The sequence below is a fragment of the Bradyrhizobium sp. HKCCYLRH2047 genome (genome assembly GCF_051168175.1).
GTDB lineage: Bacteria > Pseudomonadota > Alphaproteobacteria > Rhizobiales > Xanthobacteraceae > Bradyrhizobium.
Map to the genome: position 1 here is coordinate 18,332 of NZ_JBNPUM010000004.1, position 19,340 is coordinate 37,671.

At 65.7% G+C, this 19,340-nt stretch carries 20 protein-coding genes; 11 read left to right on the top strand and 9 right to left on the bottom strand.

Annotated features, from left to right (window positions below):
• Nucleotides 1-81 precede the first annotated feature (81 nt).
• Nucleotides 82-483, top strand: coding sequence for a response regulator (locus tag ACQR1D_RS10425; RefSeq protein WP_315801147.1), 402 nt, complete (start codon nt 82-84; stop codon nt 481-483).
• 124 nt (nt 484-607) lie between these two features.
• Here ACQR1D_RS10425 and ACQR1D_RS10430 read toward each other — a convergent pair whose 3' ends face one another.
• The 8 genes from ACQR1D_RS10430 to ACQR1D_RS10465 form a co-directional block, all read right to left on the bottom strand.
• Nucleotides 608-1,726 (bottom strand): branched-chain amino acid ABC transporter substrate-binding protein, encoded by a 1,119-nt coding sequence (locus tag ACQR1D_RS10430; protein WP_315737407.1) that lies wholly within the window; start codon nt 1,724-1,726, stop codon nt 608-610.
• Nucleotides 1,727-1,883: 157 nt separating this feature from the next.
• Complete coding sequence (locus tag ACQR1D_RS10435; protein ID WP_434838430.1) at nt 1,884-2,615, bottom strand: ABC transporter ATP-binding protein; 732 nt, start codon at nt 2,613-2,615, stop codon at nt 1,884-1,886.
• Complete coding sequence (locus ACQR1D_RS10440) at nt 2,612-3,445, bottom strand: ABC transporter ATP-binding protein (protein ID WP_434838429.1); 834 nt, start codon at nt 3,443-3,445, stop codon at nt 2,612-2,614. The genes ACQR1D_RS10435 and ACQR1D_RS10440 overlap by 4 nt, the downstream gene beginning before the upstream one ends.
• Complete coding sequence (gene livM / locus ACQR1D_RS10445; protein WP_434838428.1) at nt 3,442-4,770, bottom strand: high-affinity branched-chain amino acid ABC transporter permease LivM; 1,329 nt, start codon at nt 4,768-4,770, stop codon at nt 3,442-3,444. The genes ACQR1D_RS10440 and livM overlap by 4 nt, the downstream gene beginning before the upstream one ends.
• A 13-nt stretch (nt 4,771-4,783) precedes the next feature.
• Nucleotides 4,784-5,701, bottom strand: coding sequence for an ABC transporter permease subunit (locus ACQR1D_RS10450; RefSeq protein ID WP_434838427.1), 918 nt, complete (start codon nt 5,699-5,701; stop codon nt 4,784-4,786).
• Nucleotides 5,702-5,997: 296 nt separating this feature from the next.
• Nucleotides 5,998-7,110, bottom strand: a complete 1,113-nt coding sequence (locus ACQR1D_RS10455) for a hypothetical protein (RefSeq protein ID WP_434838426.1) — start codon at nt 7,108-7,110, stop codon at nt 5,998-6,000.
• A 10-nt stretch (nt 7,111-7,120) separates the two neighbouring features.
• The gene (locus ACQR1D_RS10460) at nt 7,121-9,091 is read right to left on the bottom strand and encodes a glycosyltransferase (protein WP_434838425.1); all 1,971 of its coding nucleotides are present in this window, start codon (nt 9,089-9,091) and stop codon (nt 7,121-7,123) included.
• Nucleotides 9,091-10,296: an HlyD family secretion protein gene (locus ACQR1D_RS10465; RefSeq protein WP_434838424.1), complete on the bottom strand. Its 1,206-nt coding sequence runs from the start codon at nt 10,294-10,296 to the stop codon at nt 9,091-9,093. Before ACQR1D_RS10465 ends, ACQR1D_RS10460 begins: the two co-directional genes overlap by 1 nt.
• Before the next feature lie 85 nt (nt 10,297-10,381).
• Between ACQR1D_RS10465 and ACQR1D_RS10470 the strand changes: the two genes are divergently transcribed.
• Both ACQR1D_RS10470 and ACQR1D_RS10475 read left to right on the top strand, forming a co-directional pair.
• A complete protein-coding gene (locus ACQR1D_RS10470; protein WP_434838423.1) occupies nt 10,382-10,651 on the top strand; it encodes a hypothetical protein in 270 nt (89 codons plus the stop codon).
• A gap of 172 nt (nt 10,652-10,823) precedes the next feature.
• On the top strand, nt 10,824-11,372 hold the full coding sequence (locus ACQR1D_RS10475) for a hypothetical protein (RefSeq protein ID WP_315801138.1): 549 nt from the start codon (nt 10,824-10,826) through the stop codon (nt 11,370-11,372).
• A gap of 22 nt (nt 11,373-11,394) precedes the next feature.
• On the opposite strand, the gene pcaD is transcribed toward ACQR1D_RS10475, so the two are convergent.
• Nucleotides 11,395-12,177: a 3-oxoadipate enol-lactonase gene (pcaD, locus tag ACQR1D_RS10480; RefSeq protein ID WP_315801137.1), complete on the bottom strand. Its 783-nt coding sequence runs from the start codon at nt 12,175-12,177 to the stop codon at nt 11,395-11,397.
• A 232-nt stretch (nt 12,178-12,409) separates the two neighbouring features.
• On the opposite strand from pcaD, the gene ACQR1D_RS10485 reads away from it, so the two are divergent.
• The 8 genes from ACQR1D_RS10485 (at nt 12,410) to ACQR1D_RS10520 (ending at nt 19,302) form a co-directional block, all read left to right on the top strand.
• Nucleotides 12,410-12,856, top strand: a complete 447-nt coding sequence (locus ACQR1D_RS10485; protein WP_315801136.1) for an SRPBCC family protein — start codon at nt 12,410-12,412, stop codon at nt 12,854-12,856.
• Between the two features lie 131 nt (nt 12,857-12,987).
• Nucleotides 12,988-13,473: a (2Fe-2S)-binding protein gene (locus tag ACQR1D_RS10490; RefSeq protein ID WP_006612357.1), complete on the top strand. Its 486-nt coding sequence runs from the start codon at nt 12,988-12,990 to the stop codon at nt 13,471-13,473.
• 48 nt (nt 13,474-13,521) lie between these two features.
• Nucleotides 13,522-14,379 (top strand): FAD binding domain-containing protein, encoded by an 858-nt coding sequence (locus ACQR1D_RS10495; protein WP_434838422.1) that lies wholly within the window; start codon nt 13,522-13,524, stop codon nt 14,377-14,379.
• Nucleotides 14,380-14,410: 31 nt separating this feature from the next.
• Nucleotides 14,411-15,319, top strand: coding sequence for an AAA family ATPase (locus tag ACQR1D_RS10500; protein ID WP_316238840.1), 909 nt, complete (start codon nt 14,411-14,413; stop codon nt 15,317-15,319).
• 134 nt (nt 15,320-15,453) lie between these two features.
• Nucleotides 15,454-16,659, top strand: a complete 1,206-nt coding sequence (locus ACQR1D_RS10505; protein WP_434838421.1) for a vWA domain-containing protein — start codon at nt 15,454-15,456, stop codon at nt 16,657-16,659.
• Nucleotides 16,660-16,672: 13 nt separating this feature from the next.
• Nucleotides 16,673-16,996, top strand: coding sequence for an XdhC family protein (locus tag ACQR1D_RS10510; RefSeq protein ID WP_315750017.1), 324 nt, complete (start codon nt 16,673-16,675; stop codon nt 16,994-16,996).
• Between the two features lie 3 nt (nt 16,997-16,999).
• Entirely contained in the window at nt 17,000-17,701 is a 702-nt protein-coding gene (locus ACQR1D_RS10515; RefSeq protein ID WP_316176906.1) for an XdhC family protein, read from the top strand.
• Entirely contained in the window at nt 17,698-19,302 is a 1,605-nt protein-coding gene (locus ACQR1D_RS10520) for an NTP transferase domain-containing protein (protein WP_434838420.1), read from the top strand. Before ACQR1D_RS10515 ends, ACQR1D_RS10520 begins: the two co-directional genes overlap by 4 nt.
• The last annotated feature ends 38 nt before the right edge of the window (nt 19,303-19,340 follow it).

A 19,340-nucleotide genomic window follows, 5' to 3' on the forward strand; every position in this document is an offset into this window, starting at 1 on the left:
AATGAGATAAATATACCGGTAGTTGTGCTCGATTTCCTTCGATGATGTAGGCTGTCCAACGGAAAAATTCTGGAGAAGTTGATGCCACGGATTCTGGTGGTCGACGATCAGAAGGATGTGCGCGCCATGATCTCCATGGTGCTGCGCGTCAATCAGTTCGACGTGGTCGAAGCGGGAACCGCCGCGTCCGGACTGCAGCTGTTCCGCGACCAGGCATTCGATGCGGCCATCGTCGACATCTATCTCGATGATTCCAATGGGCTCGATCTCATCGGTAGCATGCGTGCGCTGGTTCCCGACGTGCCGGTGGTCGCCGTCTCCGGCATGAACGCCTTCGATGGCGCGTCGATGTCGGACGAGCTGACCCGTGTCGTGTACTTGCAGAAACCGTTCCGCCCGGCGGAGCTGATGCGCGCCGTCGAAACGGCCCGGTCGGCAGTCGCGGCGAAGGGGGCCGCATCGCTTTCGGCCTGTGCCGGCTGAGCCGGCCTGCTACTTTCTCTCCGTATGACGGAGTTTCGCAATTTCCTTCAGGCGCTTCGACAAGACGCCCCGGTCGATGACCGGGGCGTTTGCATCCAGCTGATGGTCGAAGCGGGAGTTCCTATCAGGATCCCTTGCCGCCGAGCTCGGCGTAGCCGCCCTTGGCGTCCCATTTGTAGACGACGTAGTCGATCTGCTTGATGTCGCCCTTGGCGTCGAAGCCGAGCTTGCCCAGCACCGTGTCCCACTCGCCGGCCTTGATGGTGTCCATCACCTTCTTGGCGTCGGTGGTATTGGCCTTCTTCACCGCCTGCGACCAGACCTGGATCGCGGCGTAGGTGTAGAGCGTGTAGCCCTCGGGATCGATGTTCTTGGCCTTGAACTTGTCGACGATCGCCTTCGCGGTCGGCTTGTTGCGCGGCTCGGGGCCGAAGGTGAACAGCGTGCCTTCCGCGGCAGGACCGGTGATCGAGGCGAACTCCTTGTCGTTCATCGCGTCGCCCGCCATCAGGATGGTCTTGAGACCCTGGTCGCGCATCTGGCGCAGGATGAGGCCGGCTTCCTGATGATAGCCGCCGACATACACGAGATCGATGTTGTCACGCTTCAAGCGGGAGACGATCGCGTTGAAGTCCTTGTCGCCCTTGTTGTAGGATTCGAACATCTTCTCGGTGACGCCGGCCTTGTTCAGCGCCTTCTTGGTCTCGTCGGCGAGACCCTTGCCGTAGGTGGTCTTGTCGTTGAGGATCGCGATGTTCTTGCCCTTGAAGTTCTTCGCGATGTAGTTGGCGGCGACGAGACCCTGCTGATCGTCGCGGCCGCAGACGCGCGCCACGTTCCACAGCTTGCGCTCGGTGAACAGCGGGTTGGTCGAGGCGGGCGTGATCTGCAGGACGTTGCTGTCGGCATAGGCCTCGGAGGCCGGGATCGACGACGACGAGCAGAAATGGCCGGCGACGAACGGAATGCCGGAGCCGGCGAGCTTTTCGGCAACCGAGCGTGCCTGCTTCGGATCGCAGGCATCGTCACCCACCTGCAGTGCGAGCTTCTTGCCGAGCACGCCGCCGGCGGCATTGAGGTCGGCCACCGCCATCTCGGCGCCGTTCTGCATCTGGCGGCCGAAGGCCGATTCACTGCCGGTCATGGGGCCGGCCACGGCGATGTTGATGTCTTCGGCGAAAGCTGCGGTCGAGAGCGCCAGCGATGCGCCCAGAGCCAAGCCGATGAGTTTGAGTGGTTTCATGAGAAATCCTCGCGGGGGGTAGGTCGACACGGAACGGCCCGAACGGCGGGCCGCAGACCGCGCGCATTGTGGCTGATTTTCCGGCGAAGTCACCGGCAATTTTTGACCACACCTACGAAGGACTAAGGCCATTCTGGCCGGGTTTTGAGGGCCCGCCTCAGTGGCGGCCGCCCTCAAGATAGGCGGCGCGGATCTCCGGCCGTTGCAGCAGCTCGGTGCCGGTGCCCGACAGCGTAATCATGCCGTTGACCAGCACATAGCCGCGATGGGCGAGCTTCAGCGCATGATTGGCGTTCTGCTCGACGATCAGCACGGTGAGGCCGTCCTGGCGGTTGAGTGTCCGAATGGCGTCGAAAATCTGGCGGGCGATCAGCGGCGCCAGGCCGAGCGAGGGCTCATCCAGAAGCAGCAGGCGCGGCCGGCTCATCAGCGCGCGCCCGATCGCAAGCATCTGCTGCTCGCCGCCGGACAGCGTGCCGCCGCGCTGGTCCATGCGCTCCTTCAGCCGGGGAAACAGCGCAAACACGCGCTCCAGCGTGCCGGCCCGCTCGGCGTCGGTCGTCTCGCCGGCATCGGCGCCCATCTGCAGGTTTTCCGCCACGCTCATGCGCGGAAAGATGCGGCGTCCCTCGGGCGACTGTGCGATGCGCAGACGCGCGATCTGGTGCGTCGGCACCAGCGTGATGTCGTTGCCGTCATAGACGATGTTGCCGGAGCTTGCGCGCGGGCGGCCGAAGATCGACATCATCAGCGTCGACTTGCCGGCGCCGTTGGCGCCGATCAGCGCGACGATCTCGCCGGGCTTGATGTCGAGATCGACGCCCTTCAGCGCTTCGATCTTGCCGTAGGACGCGCGAAGATTGCGGATCGCGAGCAGGGACGCACTCACGCCTCGGCCTCCATCACGGCTGCGGCCTCTTCCTCATCGGTGCCGAGATAGGCGGCGATGACCTTCGGGTCGTCGCGGATCTCGCGCGGCGTGCCCTCGGCGATCTTGACGCCATAGTCCATCACGACGACGCGGTCTGAGATTTCCATGACGACGCTCATATCGTGCTCGATCAGCAGGATCGACGTGGCGTGATCGGCCCGGATCGACAGCAGCAGTTCGCTCAGCGCCGCACTCTCGCGGGCGTTGAGGCCGGCGGCCGGTTCGTCGAGGCAGAGCAGGGCCGGCGAGGTGCACATCGCACGCGCGATCTCCAGCCGGCGCTGATCGCCATAGGCCAGATTGCCGGCCGCGTCGTCGGCGCGGTCGATCAGACCGACGCGCTTCAGCCAGAACACCGCGTTGTCGATCGCGCTCTGCTCGGCCGCGCGCCACGAGGGCACGCCGAGCAGGCCGAGCAGCGTCATGCCGGACGCGCGCATCAGCGCGTTGTGCTGCGCGACCATCAGGTTCTCGAGCGCCGTCATGCCCGGAAACAGCCGGATGTTCTGGAACGTCCGCGCCACCTTAGCCTGTTTGGAGATGTTGAAGTCCTTCAGCTTCTGCATCTCGTACTGCGTGCCGTCATCATGTGTCAGGCGGATGACGCCGGAGGTCGGCTTGTAGAAGCCGGTGATGCAGTTGAACACGGTGGTCTTGCCGGCGCCGTTGGGGCCGATCAGGGCCGTGATCTGCGTGCGTTGCGCGGTGAACGACAGCGCATTGACGGCGACGATGCCGCCGAAGCGCATGGTGAGGTTTTCGAGTGCGAGAATGGGAGCGGAGCTCATCCGTGGCCTTCCTTGACGAGGTCCGAAGAGATGCTCTTGGATTTCTCCAGGAATACGGTCGGCGCGCGATGGCCGACAATGCCGCGGGGACGCCAGATCATCACCAGCACCATGGCGAGACCGAACACCAGCATGCGGTAGTCCTCGAGGCTTCTGAACAGCTCGAAGCCGCCGATCATGGCGAGCGCCGCCAGCGCCACGCCGAGCTGCGATCCCATGCCACCGAGCACGACGATGGCGAGCACCAGCGCCGATTCCTGGAAGGTGAAGGATTCCGGGCTGATGAAGCCCTGGCGCGTGGCGAAGAAGGCGCCGGCGAAACCGCCGAACATCGCGCCGGTAGCAAATGCGGTCAGCTTGGTGGTGGTGATGTTGATGCCGAGCGCGCGGCAGGCGACCTCGTCCTCGCGCAGCGCTTCCCAGGCGCGGCCGATCGGCAGCCGGCGCAGCCGGATGGTGACCCAGTTGGTCAAGAGGGCCAGCGCCAGGATCAGATAGAACAGGAAGACGATGCGATGCGTCGGCGAGAACGGGATGCCGAGCATCGACGCAAGGCCGCCTTCGCCCGGTGTGAGCGGAATGCCGAACAACGTTGGTCGCGGAATCCCGGAGACGCCGTTGGGACCCCCGGTCACGTCCTGCCAGTTGATGAGGACGAGGCGGATGATCTCGCCAAAGGCCAGGGTGACGATGGCGAGGTAGTCACCGCGCAGCCGCAGCACCGGAAAGCCGAGCAGCACGCCCCAGAATGCGGCGAGGATGCCGGCGAGCGGCAGGCAGATCCAGAACGACAGGCCGAAGGTGGTCGAGAGCAGGCCGTAGGAATAGGCGCCGACGGCGTAGAACGCGACGTAGCCGAGGTCGAGCAGGCCGGCGAGACCGACCACGACGTTGAGGCCCCAACCCAGCATGACGTAGGTGAGGACCAAAATGCCGAGGTCGAGAATATAACGCTGATTGTAGAAGATCACCGGCACCAGGAGGGTGAAGATCAGCAGCGCCGGCGCGAGATAGCGGCCGGCGACCGACATGCCGCTCTGCACGGACGGCGGCACGAAGCTGCCGAGGCCGCCGCGCGGTCCGAGCCACAGCCGCAGCAGCTCGACCGCGATCGAGCCGACGAACACCGCCGCAACCAGGCTGGCGAGGTCGCCGAAGCGGGTCCAGTATACGAGCTGGCCGCTCTGGCCCGCTTCGGTGCGGACGCCGACCATCAGGGAGAACAGGCCGAGAGCGACCAGTGCGCTGAGAAAGGCCTTCCTGAGGATGAAGGCGGCTCCAACCGGTTCGGAGCCTTTCGACGAGGCGGGAAGGGACGCGCTCACGCGGACTCCATCTTCAGACTTTTTCGACTTCGGGGCGGCCGAGCAGGCCGGTCGGCATGAAGATCAGCACCACGATCAGGATCGAGAACGCCGCGACGTCCTTGTACTCCACGGAAAAATAGGCCGACCAGAACGTCTCGATCAGTCCGATCGCGAGGCCTCCGAGCATCGCGCCCGGCAGCGAGCCAATGCCGCCGAGCACCGCCGCCGTGAACGCCTTGATGCCGGCGACGAAGCCCATGAAGAAATCGACCAGGCCGTAATACAGCAGGTACATCATGCCGGCGACGGCGGCGAGCGCCGCGCCGATCACGAAGGTCATCGAGATGGTGCGGTCGACGTCGACGCCGAGCAGTGCCGCCATGGTCTGATCCTGCTCGCAGGCGCGCATGTCGCGGCCGAGCCGTGTGCGGGATACCAGCCAGGTGAATAGCGCAAGCAGGACGATGGTGGTGATGACCACCACGATCTGGATGTTGGAGAGCTGGACGACGAAGCCGCTCGCGCCCTCGTGCAGCGTGTAGCCGCCGGTGATGATCGGCGGCACCGGCTTGACGCGCGCGCCCTGCGACACCTGCGAATAGTTGGTGAGCACGAACGACATGCCGATGGCGGACAGCATGGGCGCCAGGCGGAACGAGTGCCGCAGCGGGCGATAGGCGACGCGTTCGATGGTCCAGCCATAGAGCGCCGTGATGGCCATCGACACCAGCAGCACGATCAGCAGGACCACCGGAACCGCAGTCAGGCCCAGCGATACCAGCACCAGGAAGGAGATCAGCGCGATGAAGCCACCGATCATGAAGATGTCGCCATGGGCGAAATTGATCATGCCGACGATGCCGTAAACCATGGTGTAGCCGATGGCGATCAGGCCGTAGATCGAGCCGAGGACGAGGCCGTTGATGAGCTGTTGCGCGAAATAATCCATGAACTGCCGTGGGTGAGACTGCCGATACCGGTTCGCAACGCGGCGGGGGCCTTGCAGAGCGGGTGCTGGTATGCCTGGAGATGCACCCGCGCCCAAGGCGACGCGTGCGGCAGTACTAACAGCTAGGAACCGGGTGCCGCAACAGCGTGCAGTGCCACAATTGCGGGCTTATCCCGCCTCCTTTGATGGCGCGGTTCCCCTGCCTTCCTCGGGGCCGGCCGTCGCCATCAAACGAACGCCAGGGAACCCAGCACCGAGCGCCGAAAAGGGGGGTTCTCGCACTGGTTGCGGCGCCGCTATATGCCGCTACCGCTGTCTTCCGGCGGCCCAGGCACTTTCCCCATCAGCTTCGACTGAAGCCGGACCAGGGCGTCGCGCAGCCGCGTCGCCTCGTCGTACCGGGTTTCCCGAGCCAGCAGGCCGGAGAACGGATCTTTCACCATGGTCTCGGCGCCCTGGGCGAGACGGCGCATCGGCGTCGCCACCCATTGCGCGGCGAAATTGAGCAGGACCAGAATCGAGAACACGCCGCCGGCAACATTGAACCAGAACGAGCGCACCAACTGGCGGGTCGGGGCCATCGCGGCAACGGCGTCCTGCCGGACCAGGACGGACCAGCCGAAGCTCGGCAGATCGGCGTAGCCCACGGTGGGGATGGTGACGGTGAAATAGTCCTTGTCGTCGGGCCATCGCTCGATGAGCGCGACCGAGGCCCCGCGGCTTGCGGCCTGCGCCGAGCCGATCGTCAGTTGCTTGCCGACGAGATCCGGCGGCCCGAACAGCACGATACTTTCGCGCGACAGCAACACCAGGTCGATGTTGCGCGACGCCAGCGCCGCGACGGATTCGATCACCCACTTCCAATCGACTTGAGCCCCGATGACGCCGCCGGGAGTGCCGTCGCGCATCAGCGGAGCCGACATGGCAATGAAGCGGTACGATCCCGAAGCGGTCTGCGACAACCGGTCTAGCGCCTCCGACTCGTGGGCATCGACAGCCGTCGGCGTCCCGAGACCCTGCCGGAACCAGCGCATGTCGGCCACGCTTCGTCCTTCCAGCATCCGGTCCTTGCTCGCGATCACCTTACCGCCGGGGTCGGCGATGCCTAGCCAGGCATAGCGCGGCTCGAGCTCGCTCACGAACTGGATCTGTCGGCGCGCCTCGGCGACGTCGGCGGGGTCGATGATCGCGGCGAGCCGCGACACGTCGCTCCAGGTGCCGTACATCTGTCGCGCCAGCAGGTTTGTGCTGAGCTCACCGCGGGTCCTCAGCTGCTCGATCGCGAGTTCCTCGCCGCGCCGCTGCAGAGACGCCGAATAGAGGATGGCCACGGCCAGCGCCGTCACGAGGATCAGCATCGCGCCGCCGAGGAACACCGTAGTCTGTAAGCTCCACCGTCGCCTGGTCATCGTGTTCTCCTCAATCGGCCACGGCTCGCGCGAGTTCTTTCAGCATGCGGCCGAGATCGCCGCTGTCGGCGCCCGGCACTCCACTTGCCGTGTGCAGGCGCTCGATGATCTGGGCGCGCTGCTGCGGCGTTACCCCAAATATGAGCCGGTAGCCGTCGTTTGTCGGAGCCGCGACCTTGGTCTGGATATCGCCGATCAGGGGCAGGGTGAGCGTGCCGGTGGTGCCGGTCGCAAGGCCGACGGGACCGCTGACCCGCGCGCCGCCGGGACCGAGATTGACGATCCAGCCGCGTTGCGCCTTGCCGTCGACCGTCAGGGTTATCGGCTCGACGATCTGACGTTGCGGCCGGTTGTAGCGTGGACGATCGATGCAAACGGCGATCGCCACCGACAGCACCAGAATGTTGTAGACCGTCCAGAACATCACGATGATGACGCCGTCTCCCGCGGTCCCCGTGGTATTGAAGACGAAATCGGACGTCAGCGACACGATCAGGCCACCGACCGTCAGCGCCATCAGGATCAGGAAGGGCCGCATCAGCGGCCATTGGACGATGATCTTGGCGCGGTCGCCGCCCTTGGCGGTGACCGAAAATTTGTGCGGACCAGGGAAGAGAAGGCCGAGAGCGGCGGCGCGGAGCACGGGCCAGGCGGCAACGATCTGCGAGACATCGTTGACGATCGGAATGAACAGTCCCTTGGACAGCCAGTTCAGCGTGTACATGATCGAGAGATAATATGGGCCATAGTACCGGATGATGTCGGCGATCGAGGCATTCACCACGGTCACGCCGCCCCACCAGTAAAGCAGCGGACAGATCAGCGCGGCGAGGCGGAACGGATAGGTCGACGTCCAGTAGAGCAGCGAGTCGAGCACGCTGAGCCGGTGGAAGACATCGAGACCGTGGGAGCCGAACGGATTGTAGACGTTGCGCGCGATCTGCATGAGGCCGAGGCACCAGCGGCCGCGCTGCACGACGTATTCGGCAAGGCCTTCCGGCGCCAATCCCTCCGACAACGCCTCGTTCAGGTACACGGTCTGGTAGCCGTGTGCAGACAGGCGCAGCGTGAGCAGGAAATCCTCGGTGACGCTTTCGGTCGGGACGCCGCCAATCTCCTCCACGGCGGAGACGCGGAATATCGAGGAGGTCCCGCAGCACATGGCGATGCCCCAGGCGTCGCGCGCCGGCTCGACGTTGTCGAAGAAGTGGCGCTGCTCGTCGGGGTAGGCTGCGCCGATGCCGAGATTGTGCTGGATCGGGTCCGGGTTGAAGAAGTGTTGCGGCGTCTGTACGAGGCCGACAGCCGGGTCGTGAAACAGCGCCATCGTCCGCTCGATGAAGTCGACATGAGGCACGAAGTCGGCGTCGAGAACGGCGACGAAGTCCGGCCGGTCCGCATCCGCCGCGCGCAGCCGCAAGGCATTGTTGATGTTGCCGGCCTTGGCGTGCGACTTGTCGGTACGGGCGACATAGCCGATGCCGTGCTCGGCGCAGTAATTCTGGAGCCAGGCCCGGCTGCCGTCGTCGAGGACGAAAACGCGTAATGCCGCATAAGTGATGGCCTTGGCGCCGACGATGGTTCGCTCCAGGACTTCGAGCTGCTCGTTATAGGTTGTGATGAAGATGTCGACCCGAGGCGGCGGCCTCGGAAGCCACCAGCCGGCATGGCGATCAGCTTCCGTCGTCCGCTCCTTGGTCCGGGTCAGGATCAGGAAGGCGAAGGACGACGACACGACGGTGAGCGCTTCGAGAATGGCGAAGCCCCAGCTGAGGATCCCATCCGGCGTAAGGCCAAGCGGGGCAAGAGTCTCCGTGAAGCGCCAGGCGACATAGCGCCAGGCCAGCAGGATCGAGCCGCTCAGGAGCAGGGCCCGCCAGTACCATTTCCTCGGGTCCAGGAGGGGCAACACCAGGAGGCGCAGTCCGATGACGACTGCAATGACTGCGAACGCGGACAGAAATGGTGACAGCGTCGGCATCAGTAGCCGTACCGGGCGACGAAGCGGCGGAATGCCGCGACCGGTCCGCTGGTGAAGATCACCCGGCCGGTGCGCCCGATGGCGCAGGACAGGTCCGGCTGCTTGGCGAGATCTGGCACCGCCACGGTGACGTCGAAGCGCTGCAAGTGCTGCGGCGTCGGGCCGACGGCGAGATTGGCGTAGAGCTGCGAGGCGCCCGAGCCGCCGAGACGTGTCACCGTTCCATCGAATATCCGGTCGTCGCCGAACAGACGGAACTGCACCGGGACACCGATCGACAGGCTGTCGTAGAGCCTTTCGGGAACGCTCGCGGTCACCACGAGACTGTTGCAGTCCACCAGCTTGACGAGATCCTGACCGCGACGGGCATACTCGCCATCGTCGACGAGGAAGTCCCAAGCCATGCCCGGCACGCGGGCCCTCAGCGTCGCCGAGGTCAGTCGATTGATCCGGACGCGCTCGGCGTTGATCTGCTGCTCGTACTGGAGCTGGCGGGATTGGATCTGCTGCTCGTCCACGGCAAGTTCGGCGAGACGCAGGTCGAGCTCGTGGATGCGCTGCATCGAGAACGGCACGTCATTGTAGGAGTCGCCGATGAAGACCCCCGATTGCGCGGAGCCCAGCTCCGTCTCGAAATAGTTGGTGCGCTGCTTCGCGCTTTCGACATCCTGCTTGGCGATGTCGAGCGACACGCTGGCCTGGTCGAGGCTGGCGATCGTCTGGACCCCGCGTTCCTTCAGCTCGTTGGCCCGCGTGAAGGTGAGATCCGCGAGCTTCAGCCGGGCGGCCGCGGCATCTTCCGCCGCCTTTGCCTCGGCGATGCGTGCCGCGATCTGCCGGACGCGGCCGGTCTTGTAGTTGGCCGACTGGGTCGCGAAGGCGGCCCGGGCCTGCTCGAGCGCCGAACGCTGCGCTGGAACCCGCTTGAGCGCGATCTTCTGCTCGTCACGTTCGCGCTCGAGATTGAGCAGGCGCGTGGTGTCGAATCGGTCATCGACGATCTCGGCCATGAGTTCCCCGGCATTGACCCTGGCGCCGATATTGCTCACCCCCAGCGTCACGCGGCCTTCGATCGGCGCGCGCACGACGTACAGCCGGGCATTGACGGTCGCGTCGCCTGAAGTTCCCGCGAAATGCTCGCCGATCAGGATGTAAAGGCCGCCGGCGAGCAGGAGGATGCCGATGAAGATCCGAGCTACTTTCATGCGGTACTCCCGCTCGGCAGCTGCCTGCCGCATCATCATCCCGCTGTGCGAAACGCAGTGGTGCTCGTGTTAAGATAGTATTTAATTGTCCGGCTACTTTGACGCTAGTCAAGAACACCGATGGGGCGGCACAGAATTGCGAGGCGCCTGGACGATATCAGCGGCTGCCGCCGCGATCGGGCTGCCGGCGCATCGATCGTGCCCCGATGCAGGCGTCGGCGACGGCGGTCTTTCGCCGGAGGAGCCGCATCGCGGGGGTGAAGACCGAGCGGGCGCAATGTTCGATGCGATGCAGATGTTCGAGGACGCGTCGATGGCCGGAAAGGCCGCTGTCACGCGGATATTCGAGGCCTGACCGGCGAGGTCATCAGCACCGTCTCCACGGCGATTGGACGGTGGACTCTCGCGCCCGTCGCCCCCTGTTAAGGTAAACAAATGGTTTAAATTGCCGTGCGGGTTTGCCGGGCGTTAGCTCGTCTGGAAATCGGCCGGACGGGCGGTTTGTGGGATGCAAAGGTGGGCGTGACATGATCAAGGATTGCGTGATCAGGAATTGGCGGCTCAGCTGCGTCAACGGTGTGCTGCTGGCGCTCTATTTCGTGCCCGCCTGGACCATCATCGCGTTTCAGATCATGGTTTCGCCGATCCAGGGGTTGTTCGCGCGGCCGAATATCGCGGTGGCGCTGTTCATCAGCGACCATCTGCAGCTGTCGGGCATCGAGACGGTCCGTGCCGCCTGGCTGCTTGCGCTGGCGCGACTGACGGTCGCAGGCTTCTTCGCGATGTTCCTGGTGCTGATCCTGGTTCCGCGGGTGCGAAAGGTGGCCGGCTATGTCGAGGCGCTGTCGATCGGGCTCGGCTTCGGCAGCATGCTCGCCTTCTTCAGCATGATCATGGCCGCCAAAGTCGGGGAGCCCCAGGCGTTGCGTCTGCATGCCACGGAACTCCTGATGCTGCTCGGCACGGCCATCGTCATGCTCGTGGAGAAGCCGTCGACGCAGGCCTCGCCGTCCTCCGCATCCGCTCCGCCGAAGATGATGGAGTCCACGGCGACGCCGTCGCCGCAGCAGGCATGACGCCCCGATCCGTCGCGGTGCATCAGCGCTGGGTCAGAAAGCCCAGCACGGCATCGTTGAACTGGCCTGCCGCTTCGACATTCGAGATGTGCGCGGCATCGACGATGGTCATGCTGGCGCCGGCGATCCGGCTGCGGATCGCTTCCGCCATCGCGATCGGCGTCGACTTGTCGTAGCGGCCGGCCACGACGAGGGTAGGGCTCTTGATGGCCGGCAGATCCTCGCGCAGATCCAAGGCGCGCAGTGCCGCGCAGCAGGCAAGATAGCCCTCGACGGGCGTGGCCACGAGCATCGCCTTCATCCGATCGGCGACATCAGGATTGTGATCGCGAAACTCCTGTGTCAGCCAGCCGGCGATGACGGTGTCGGCGATTCCAGCGAGTCCGCTGTCCTCGACCGCCTTGATGCGGGCGTCCCAGATTGCCGGATCGGGGTAGTAGCAGGTGGTGTTGGCGAGCACGAGCTTGCCGACGCGTTCAGGGGCATGGGCGGCGAGCCACTGCCCGACCATGCCGCCCATCGACACGCCGCACCAGTGCACCTTCTCGATGTTGAGGTCATCGAGAATCGCCAGCGCATCGCGGCCGAATCGCTCGATCGAGTAGGGCCCGGGCGGCACTTGCGATTTGCCATGACCGCGCCGGTCATAGCGGATCACGCGGAACACCTGCGTGAAGGCGCGCATCTGCGGCTCCCACATCTGCAGGGTCGAGCCGAGCGAGTTCGACAGCATCAGGGTCGGCCCGCCGTCGCGGCCCTCGACGGTGACATTCAACAGACAGCCGTCGGCATCGATCATCGGCATGGGCGGAATCCTTGTCGCAGGCGGTCGCGCCGCCGGAGGAATCGTGCAGATTTGATGGCGAACTAAGCACCGCCGCCGCCGTCTGCCAATCAAAACCCGACGGTGACGACGTCCGGAATGCTGCGGTGCTCCGGCTTTTCTGCAACGCTTCCGGGCGCTGCCCACCCTTCCTTTTGGGCGTTCGGTGCTTTACTTGAATGCCTCTAACCGCGCCAATCGGGGGGAGATGCACATGGCAATGACGATGACGGGCGAGGTCCAGCTGGCCGCTTCGCGAGAGCAGGTCTGGGACAAGCTGAATGATCCGGAGGTGCTCAAGACCTGCATTCCCGGCTGCGAGGAGCTGGAGAGGACCGAGGATGGCGGCCTCCGCGCCGTCGCCAAGATGAAGGTCGGACCGGTCTCCGCACGCTTCAAGGGCAAGGTGACCTTGAGCGATCTCGATCCGCCGAACGGCTACAAGATCTCCGGCGAAGGCGAGGGCGGTGTCGCCGGATTCGCCAAGGGCGGCGCGGTCGTCGCGCTGGCGGACAAGGACGGCGGCACGCTGCTGACCTACAATGTCGAAGCGCAGATCGGCGGCAAGCTGGCGCAGCTCGGCCAGCGGCTGATCAACGGCACCGCCAAGAAACTCGCTGACGAGTTCTTCGCCAACTTCGCCAAGGCCGTTCAAGGCTGATCGCAACCGACCCATGCGCGGCCGGGGGCGAGGTTGCCCGCCGCCGGGAGCGCCCATATGATGGTTTTCGACTGATTTTGCTGGGCTGCGCTGCAGTGCAACGCTGTGGCGCGGATAATAGAGAGTCCTGAATGGCCAAGATTTCCATGATTGTGAACGGTAATCCCGTCACGGCGAACGTCGATCCGCGGACGCTGCTGGTGCAGTTCCTGCGCGAGAATCTGCGCCTCACCGGCACCCATGTCGGCTGCGACACGTCGCAATGCGGCGCCTGCGTCGTCCATCTGGATGGCAAGGCGGTCAAGTCCTGCACGACCTTGGCCGTCATGGCCGATGGTCATGAGGTCAGGACGATCGAGGGGCTCGCTGCCGACGGCGCGCCGCTGCATCCGATGCAGGAGGCGTTTCGCGAGCATCATGGTCTGCAGTGCGGCTTCTGCACGCCGGGCATGATCATGACCGCGGTCGACCTCGTCCACCGCAAGGGACATGAGCTCAGCGAAGAGACCATCCGCGAGGAGCTCGAGGGCAATCTCTGCCGCTGCACCGGCTATCAGAACATCGTGCAATCGATCGCCGCCGGCGCCAAGGCGATGGCCAAATCGGACCTCGCCTAAACGTCTGACCTCGCCTTAGTCCGCACGCTGCGCACAGGACATTCCCCAATGTACGAATTCAAATATCATCGGCCGGCGACCGTGCGCCAGGCCGCCAATCTCCTCACCAAGAACGAAGACGCCAAGCTGGTCGCCGGCGGCCACACGCTGGTGCCGGTCATGAAGCAGCGGCTCGCGAGCCCGCCGCATCTGGTCGATCTCTCCCATGTCGAGGGACTGGATACGATCGAGGTCAAGGGCCGCAACCTGGTGATCGGCGCGATGGCGCGTCATGCCGACGTCGCCAACTCGGCAACGGTCGGCGAGGCGATTCCGGCGCTCGCACATCTGGCGAGCCTGATCGGCGATCCCGCAGTCCGCCATCGCGGCACCATCGGTGGCTCGATCGCCAACAACGATCCGACCGCGGACTATCCGGCGGCATGCCTCGCGCTCGGCGCAACCATCGTCACCAACAAGCGCAAGCTGAAGGCCGAGGAGTTCTTCCTCGGGCTGTTCACCACCGCGCTGGAGCCGGACGAGATCATCACCAAGGTGAGCTTTACGCTGGCGAAGAAGGCGGCCTACGTCAAGTTCCGCAACCAGGCCTCGCGCTACGCGCTGGTCGGCGTGTTCGTCGCCCGCCGTCCGTCGGACGTGCGGGTCGCCGTGACCGGGGCCGGCGGCAACGGCGTGTTCCGCGTTCCCGCCTTCGAGGAGGCGCTGCAGAAGCGGTTCTCGCCGAAAGTGCTGGAAGGCATTCCGGTCTCGGCCGAAGGCCTCAACAGCGACATTCACGGCAGCGCCGAATATCGTGCTCATCTGATCGGCGTGCTGGCGCGCCGTGCGGTCGATGCGGCCAATACCGGCGCCAAGGCCTCAACCGCGTCGGAGGGAGCCGCCGAACCCGAGGCTCCGGCTTCGTGACGGACGCGTGAAGAAGGAAGCGGTCTCGCCCATGAGTGCTCCGGCCCTGCCAGCATCGGTCGACGCGATGCTCGAATTGTTGTCCTCGCGCGGCTATCTGGCCGAGCGATCGCTGGCGACGGTGACCTATCTGTCGCTGCGCATGGGCCGGCCGCTGTTCCTTGAAGGCGAGGCCGGCGTCGGCAAGACCGAGATCGCCAAGGTCCTTTCGGCGGCGCTCGGTCGCAAGCTGATCCGACTGCAGTGCTACGAGGGTCTCGACGTCGCCTCCGCCGTCTACGAATGGAATTCAGCGGCGCAGATGATCGCGATCCGGCTGGCGGAAGCGGGCGGCGAGGTCGACCGCGATCAATTGACGTCGGACATCTTCGCCGACCGCTACCTGATCAAGCGCCCGCTGCTGCAGGCGCTGGAGCCGGATGTCGCCGGCGCGCCGGTTCTGCTCATTGACGAGCTCGACCGCGCCGACGAGGCGTTCGAGGCCTATCTGCTCGAGATCCTCTCCGACTTCCAGGTCACGATCCCGGAGTTCGGCACCGTCAAGGCGCCGCATCCGCCGATCGTCATCATCACCTCGAACCGGACCCGCGAGATCCATGACGCGCTGAAGCGGCGCTGCCTGTATCACTGGGTCGATTATCCCTCCGCCGAGCGCGAGCTCGCCATCGTCAAGACCCGGCTGCCCGGCATCTCGCAGCGGCTGTCGCAGCAGATCGTGCGCTTCGTCCAGGCGCTGCGCGACCAGGACTTCTACAAGTCGCCGGGGGTCGCCGAGACGCTCGACTGGGCGACCGCATTGACCGAGCTCGATGCGCGCTCGCTGAACGCCGAGGTCGTCGGCGACACGCTGGGCGCGCTGTTGAAGTATCAGGACGACATCGCCCGCATGCAGGGCGATGCGTTGCAGAAGGTGATCAAGGACGCGACCAGCGAGACTTGAGGCGGGGTCGCGCAACAACAACGGTCGTCATCCCGGGGCGCCCGGAGGGCGAGCCCGGAATCCATACTCACGATCGTGGTTATGGATTCCGGGCCCGTGCTTCGCATGTCCCGGAATGACGAGGGGATAGAGCCATGCCCACCAGCATCAATCACCTCGCGCCGCCGACCGGCGGCATCGCCGACAACATCGCCGGCTTTGCGCGGGCGCTGCGCGCCGCGGGCCTGCCCGTCGGGCCCGGCGCCGTCATCGATGCCATGACCGCGCTCGAGGTCATCGACATCGGCAAGCGGCCGGATGTTTTCACTACGCTCGAATCGATCTTCGTCAAGCGCCACGAGCATGCGCTGATCTTCGCCCAGGCCTTCGACCTGTTCTTCCGTCCCGCCGAGGAATGGAAGTCGATGCTCGATTCGGTGCCGCTGCCGGACCACGCCAAGAAGAAGCCGCCGCCGGCCTCGCGCCGCGTCCAGGAGGCGATGTCGCAGCCGCAGATGCATGAGGAGCCGCAGGCGCAGGAGCAGGACCTGCGGCTCTCGGTGTCCGACCGCGAGGTGCTGCAGAAGAAGGACTTTGCGCAGATGAGCGCGGCGGAGATCGCCGACGTCACCAGGGCGATCGCCAAGATGCGGCTGCCGCAGGCCGAGCTGAAGACGCGCCGCCACACCACCGATCCGCGCGGCCACCGCATCGACATGCGCAAGACCCTGCGCCAGGCGCTGCGCACCGAGGGCGAGATCATCAATTTCCATCGCCTGGGGCGGATCGAGAAGCCGGCGCCGATCGTGGCGCTGCTCGACATCTCCGGGTCGATGAGCGAGTACACCCGCCTGTTCCTGCATTTCCTCCACGCCATCACCGATGCGCGCAAGCGGGTCTCGGTGTTCCTGTTCGGCACGAGGCTGACCAACGTGACGCGGGCGCTGCGCCAGCGCGATCCCGACGAGGCGCTGGCGAGCTGCTCGGCGAATGTCGAGGACTGGGCCGGCGGCACCAGGATCGCCACCTCGCTGCAGACCTTCAACAAGCAGTGGGCGCGGCGCGTGCTCGGGCAGGGCGCCATCGTGCTCTTGATCTCCGACGGGCTGGAGCGCGAGGCCGACAGCAAGCTCGCCTTCGAGATGGACCGGCTGCACCGCTCCTGCCGGCGGCTGATCTGGCTCAACCCGCTGCTGCGCTATTCCGGCTTCGAGGCGAAGGCGCAGGGCATCAAAACCATGCTGCCCCACGTTGACGAATTCCGCCCGGTGCATAACTTGACCTCGATCGAGACGCTGATCTCGGCGCTGTCGTCGCCGCTGCCGCCGCATCAGCGCAGCGCGATCCGGCCCGCCGCCTGAGAGGGAGATGACCATGCTCAATCGCGACGAAGACATCCTCAGGGCCGCCGAGGACTGGCACAAATCCGGTCACGGCGTGGCGCTCGCCACCGTGGTCGAAACCTGGGGCTCGGCCCCGCGCCCGGTCGGCTCCAACCTCGTGATCAACGACGAGGGCACCTTCCTGGGCTCGGTGTCCGGCGGCTGCGTCGAGGGCGCGGTCGTCACCGAGGCGCTGGACGTGATCTCCAGCGGCCAGCCGAAGATGCTTGAGTTCGGCGTCGCCGACGAGACCGCCTGGAACGTCGGGCTGTCCTGCGGCGGCACCATCCGCGTGTTCGTCGAGAAAGTGGGCTGACCGATGCAACTTGCAACGCTGGCAGAACTGAACGCCGAGCGTGCCGCGCGTCGCCCGGCCATTCTCGTCACCGACGTCGCGTCCGGCGCGCAGCGCCTGGTCAAGGCCGCCGCCATCGCGACTGACCCGCTGCGCAACGAGCTGTCGACGCATCTGCGCATGGGCAAGAGCGGCATGGTCGAGGTGGACGGGAAGCGGCTGTTCCTCAACGTCTACGCCCCGACGGCCAGGCTCGTGATCATCGGCGCCGTCCATATCAGCCAGGCGTTGGCGCCGATCGCCAAGTCGCTGGGCTATGACGTCACCGTCGTCGATCCGCGCACGGCCTTCGCCAGCCCCGAACGCTTCCCCGACGTGCCGCTGATCGCGGAATGGCCCGACGTGGCGCTGCCGCCGCTCAACGTCGATCACTACACGGCCTTCGTCGCGCTGACGCATGATCCCAAGATCGACGATCCGGCGCTGCTGCACGCGTTCTCGCGCGACTGCTTCTACATCGGCGCGCTCGGCTCGCGGAAGACGCATGCCAAGCGTCATGATCGGCTACGGGCGCAGGGCGCCAGCGACGCCGACATCGCCCGCATCCATGCGCCGATCGGGCTCGCCATCGGCGCGGTGTCGCCGTCGGAGATCGCGGTCTCGATCATGGCCCAGATCACCGCCACGTTGCGGTTGCCGGCCAAGGAGAAAGAGCAGGCGGCATGAAGTTCGGTCCTGCCAGTCCGGCCGATGCGATCGGCGGGGTGACGGTGCACACCCTGCGCAAGGGATCATTGGTGCTGAAGAAGGGCACGCTGATCGGTCCCGCGGAGGTCGAGGCGCTGGCCCGGGAAGAGGTCAAGGAGATCGTCGTCGTCCGGCTCGAGGCCGGCGACGTCTCTGAGGACGAGGCGGCCGCCGATGTCGCCAAGGTCGTCGCCGGCGCGGGCATTCACGTCGATCGCGCCTTCACCGGGCGCGCCAATCTGTTCGCGGCGCAGCCCGGCGTGCTGATGATCGACCGCGCCGCGGTCGAGCGCATCAACGGCGTCGACGAGGCCATCACCTTTGCGACCCTGCCGGCGTTCAAGCCGGTGGTCGAAGGCGAGATGGTCGGCACCGTCAAGCTGATCCCGTTCGGCGTCGAAGGCCGCCTGCGAGATGCCGCCGTCGCTGCGGCGGGCAGGGGCGCGCTCAGCATCGCCTCCTATGTGATCAAGCGCGTCGGCGTGGTCTCGACGCTTCTTCCTGGGCTCGCGCCCAAGGTCATCGACAAGACGCTGCGCGTCACCGCAGAGCGGCTCGCACCGGCCGGCGCCACCATCATCGCCGAGCGCCGCGTGCCGCATGAGCAGGCCGCGCTGGCGGCTGCGATCAGGGAGCTGCTGGCGCTGGGCGCCGAGCTCGTCATCGTGTTCGGCGCGTCCGCGATCGCCGACCGCCGCGACGTCATTCCCGCCGCGATCACCGGCATCGGCGGGGCCATCGAGCATTTCGGCATGCCGGTCGATCCCGGCAATCTGCTCTTGATCGGCAATGCCGGCGGTGTGCCGGTGCTCGGCGCGCCCGGTTGCGCCCGCTCGCCGGCCGAGAACGGTTTCGACTGGGTGCTGATGCGGCTGCTCGCCGGCATCAAGGTCACCCGCGCCGAGCTGACCGCGATGGGCGTCGGCGGCCTGCTGATGGAAATCGTGACGCGGCCGCAGCCGCGTGCCAAGCCGGAAGCCGAGGGTGAGCGCAAGGTCGCCGCGGTCGTTCTTGCCGCCGGACGCTCGACCCGGATGGGCGGACCGAACAAGCTGCTGGCCGAGCTCGACGGCAAGAAGCTGGTGCGGACGGTCACCGAGCAGGCGCTGGCCTCCAGGGCCTGCGAGGTCATCGTCGTCACCGGTCATCAGGCCGAGCTGGTCGAACAGGCGCTGTCCGACCTGAAGGTCCGCTTCGTCCGCAATCCCGATTTCGCCGGCGGCCTCGCCAGCTCGGTGAAATCAGGCATTGCCGCGGTGCCTGAGGGCGTCGATGGCGCGGTCGTGTGCCTCGGCGACATGCCGATGGTTTCCTCGGATCTGCTCGACCGTCTGATCGCCGCGTTCGCGCCCGATCGCGGCAATTTGATCGTGGTGCCCGTGTCCGAAGGACGCCGCGGCAACCCCGTGCTGTGGTCGCGCCGCTTCTTCGCCGAGCTGATGACGCTGGACGGCGACGTCGGCGCGCGGCACCTGATCGCCAAGCACACCGAGGCCGTCGCCGAGGTGCCGGTCGATGGTGACAGTGCGTTTCTCGACATCGACACGCCGCAGGCGCTGGAAGCCGCGCGGCGTGGCTGAGCCCACGTAGCCCGCCCTCAACCTCCCATTCACCAAGT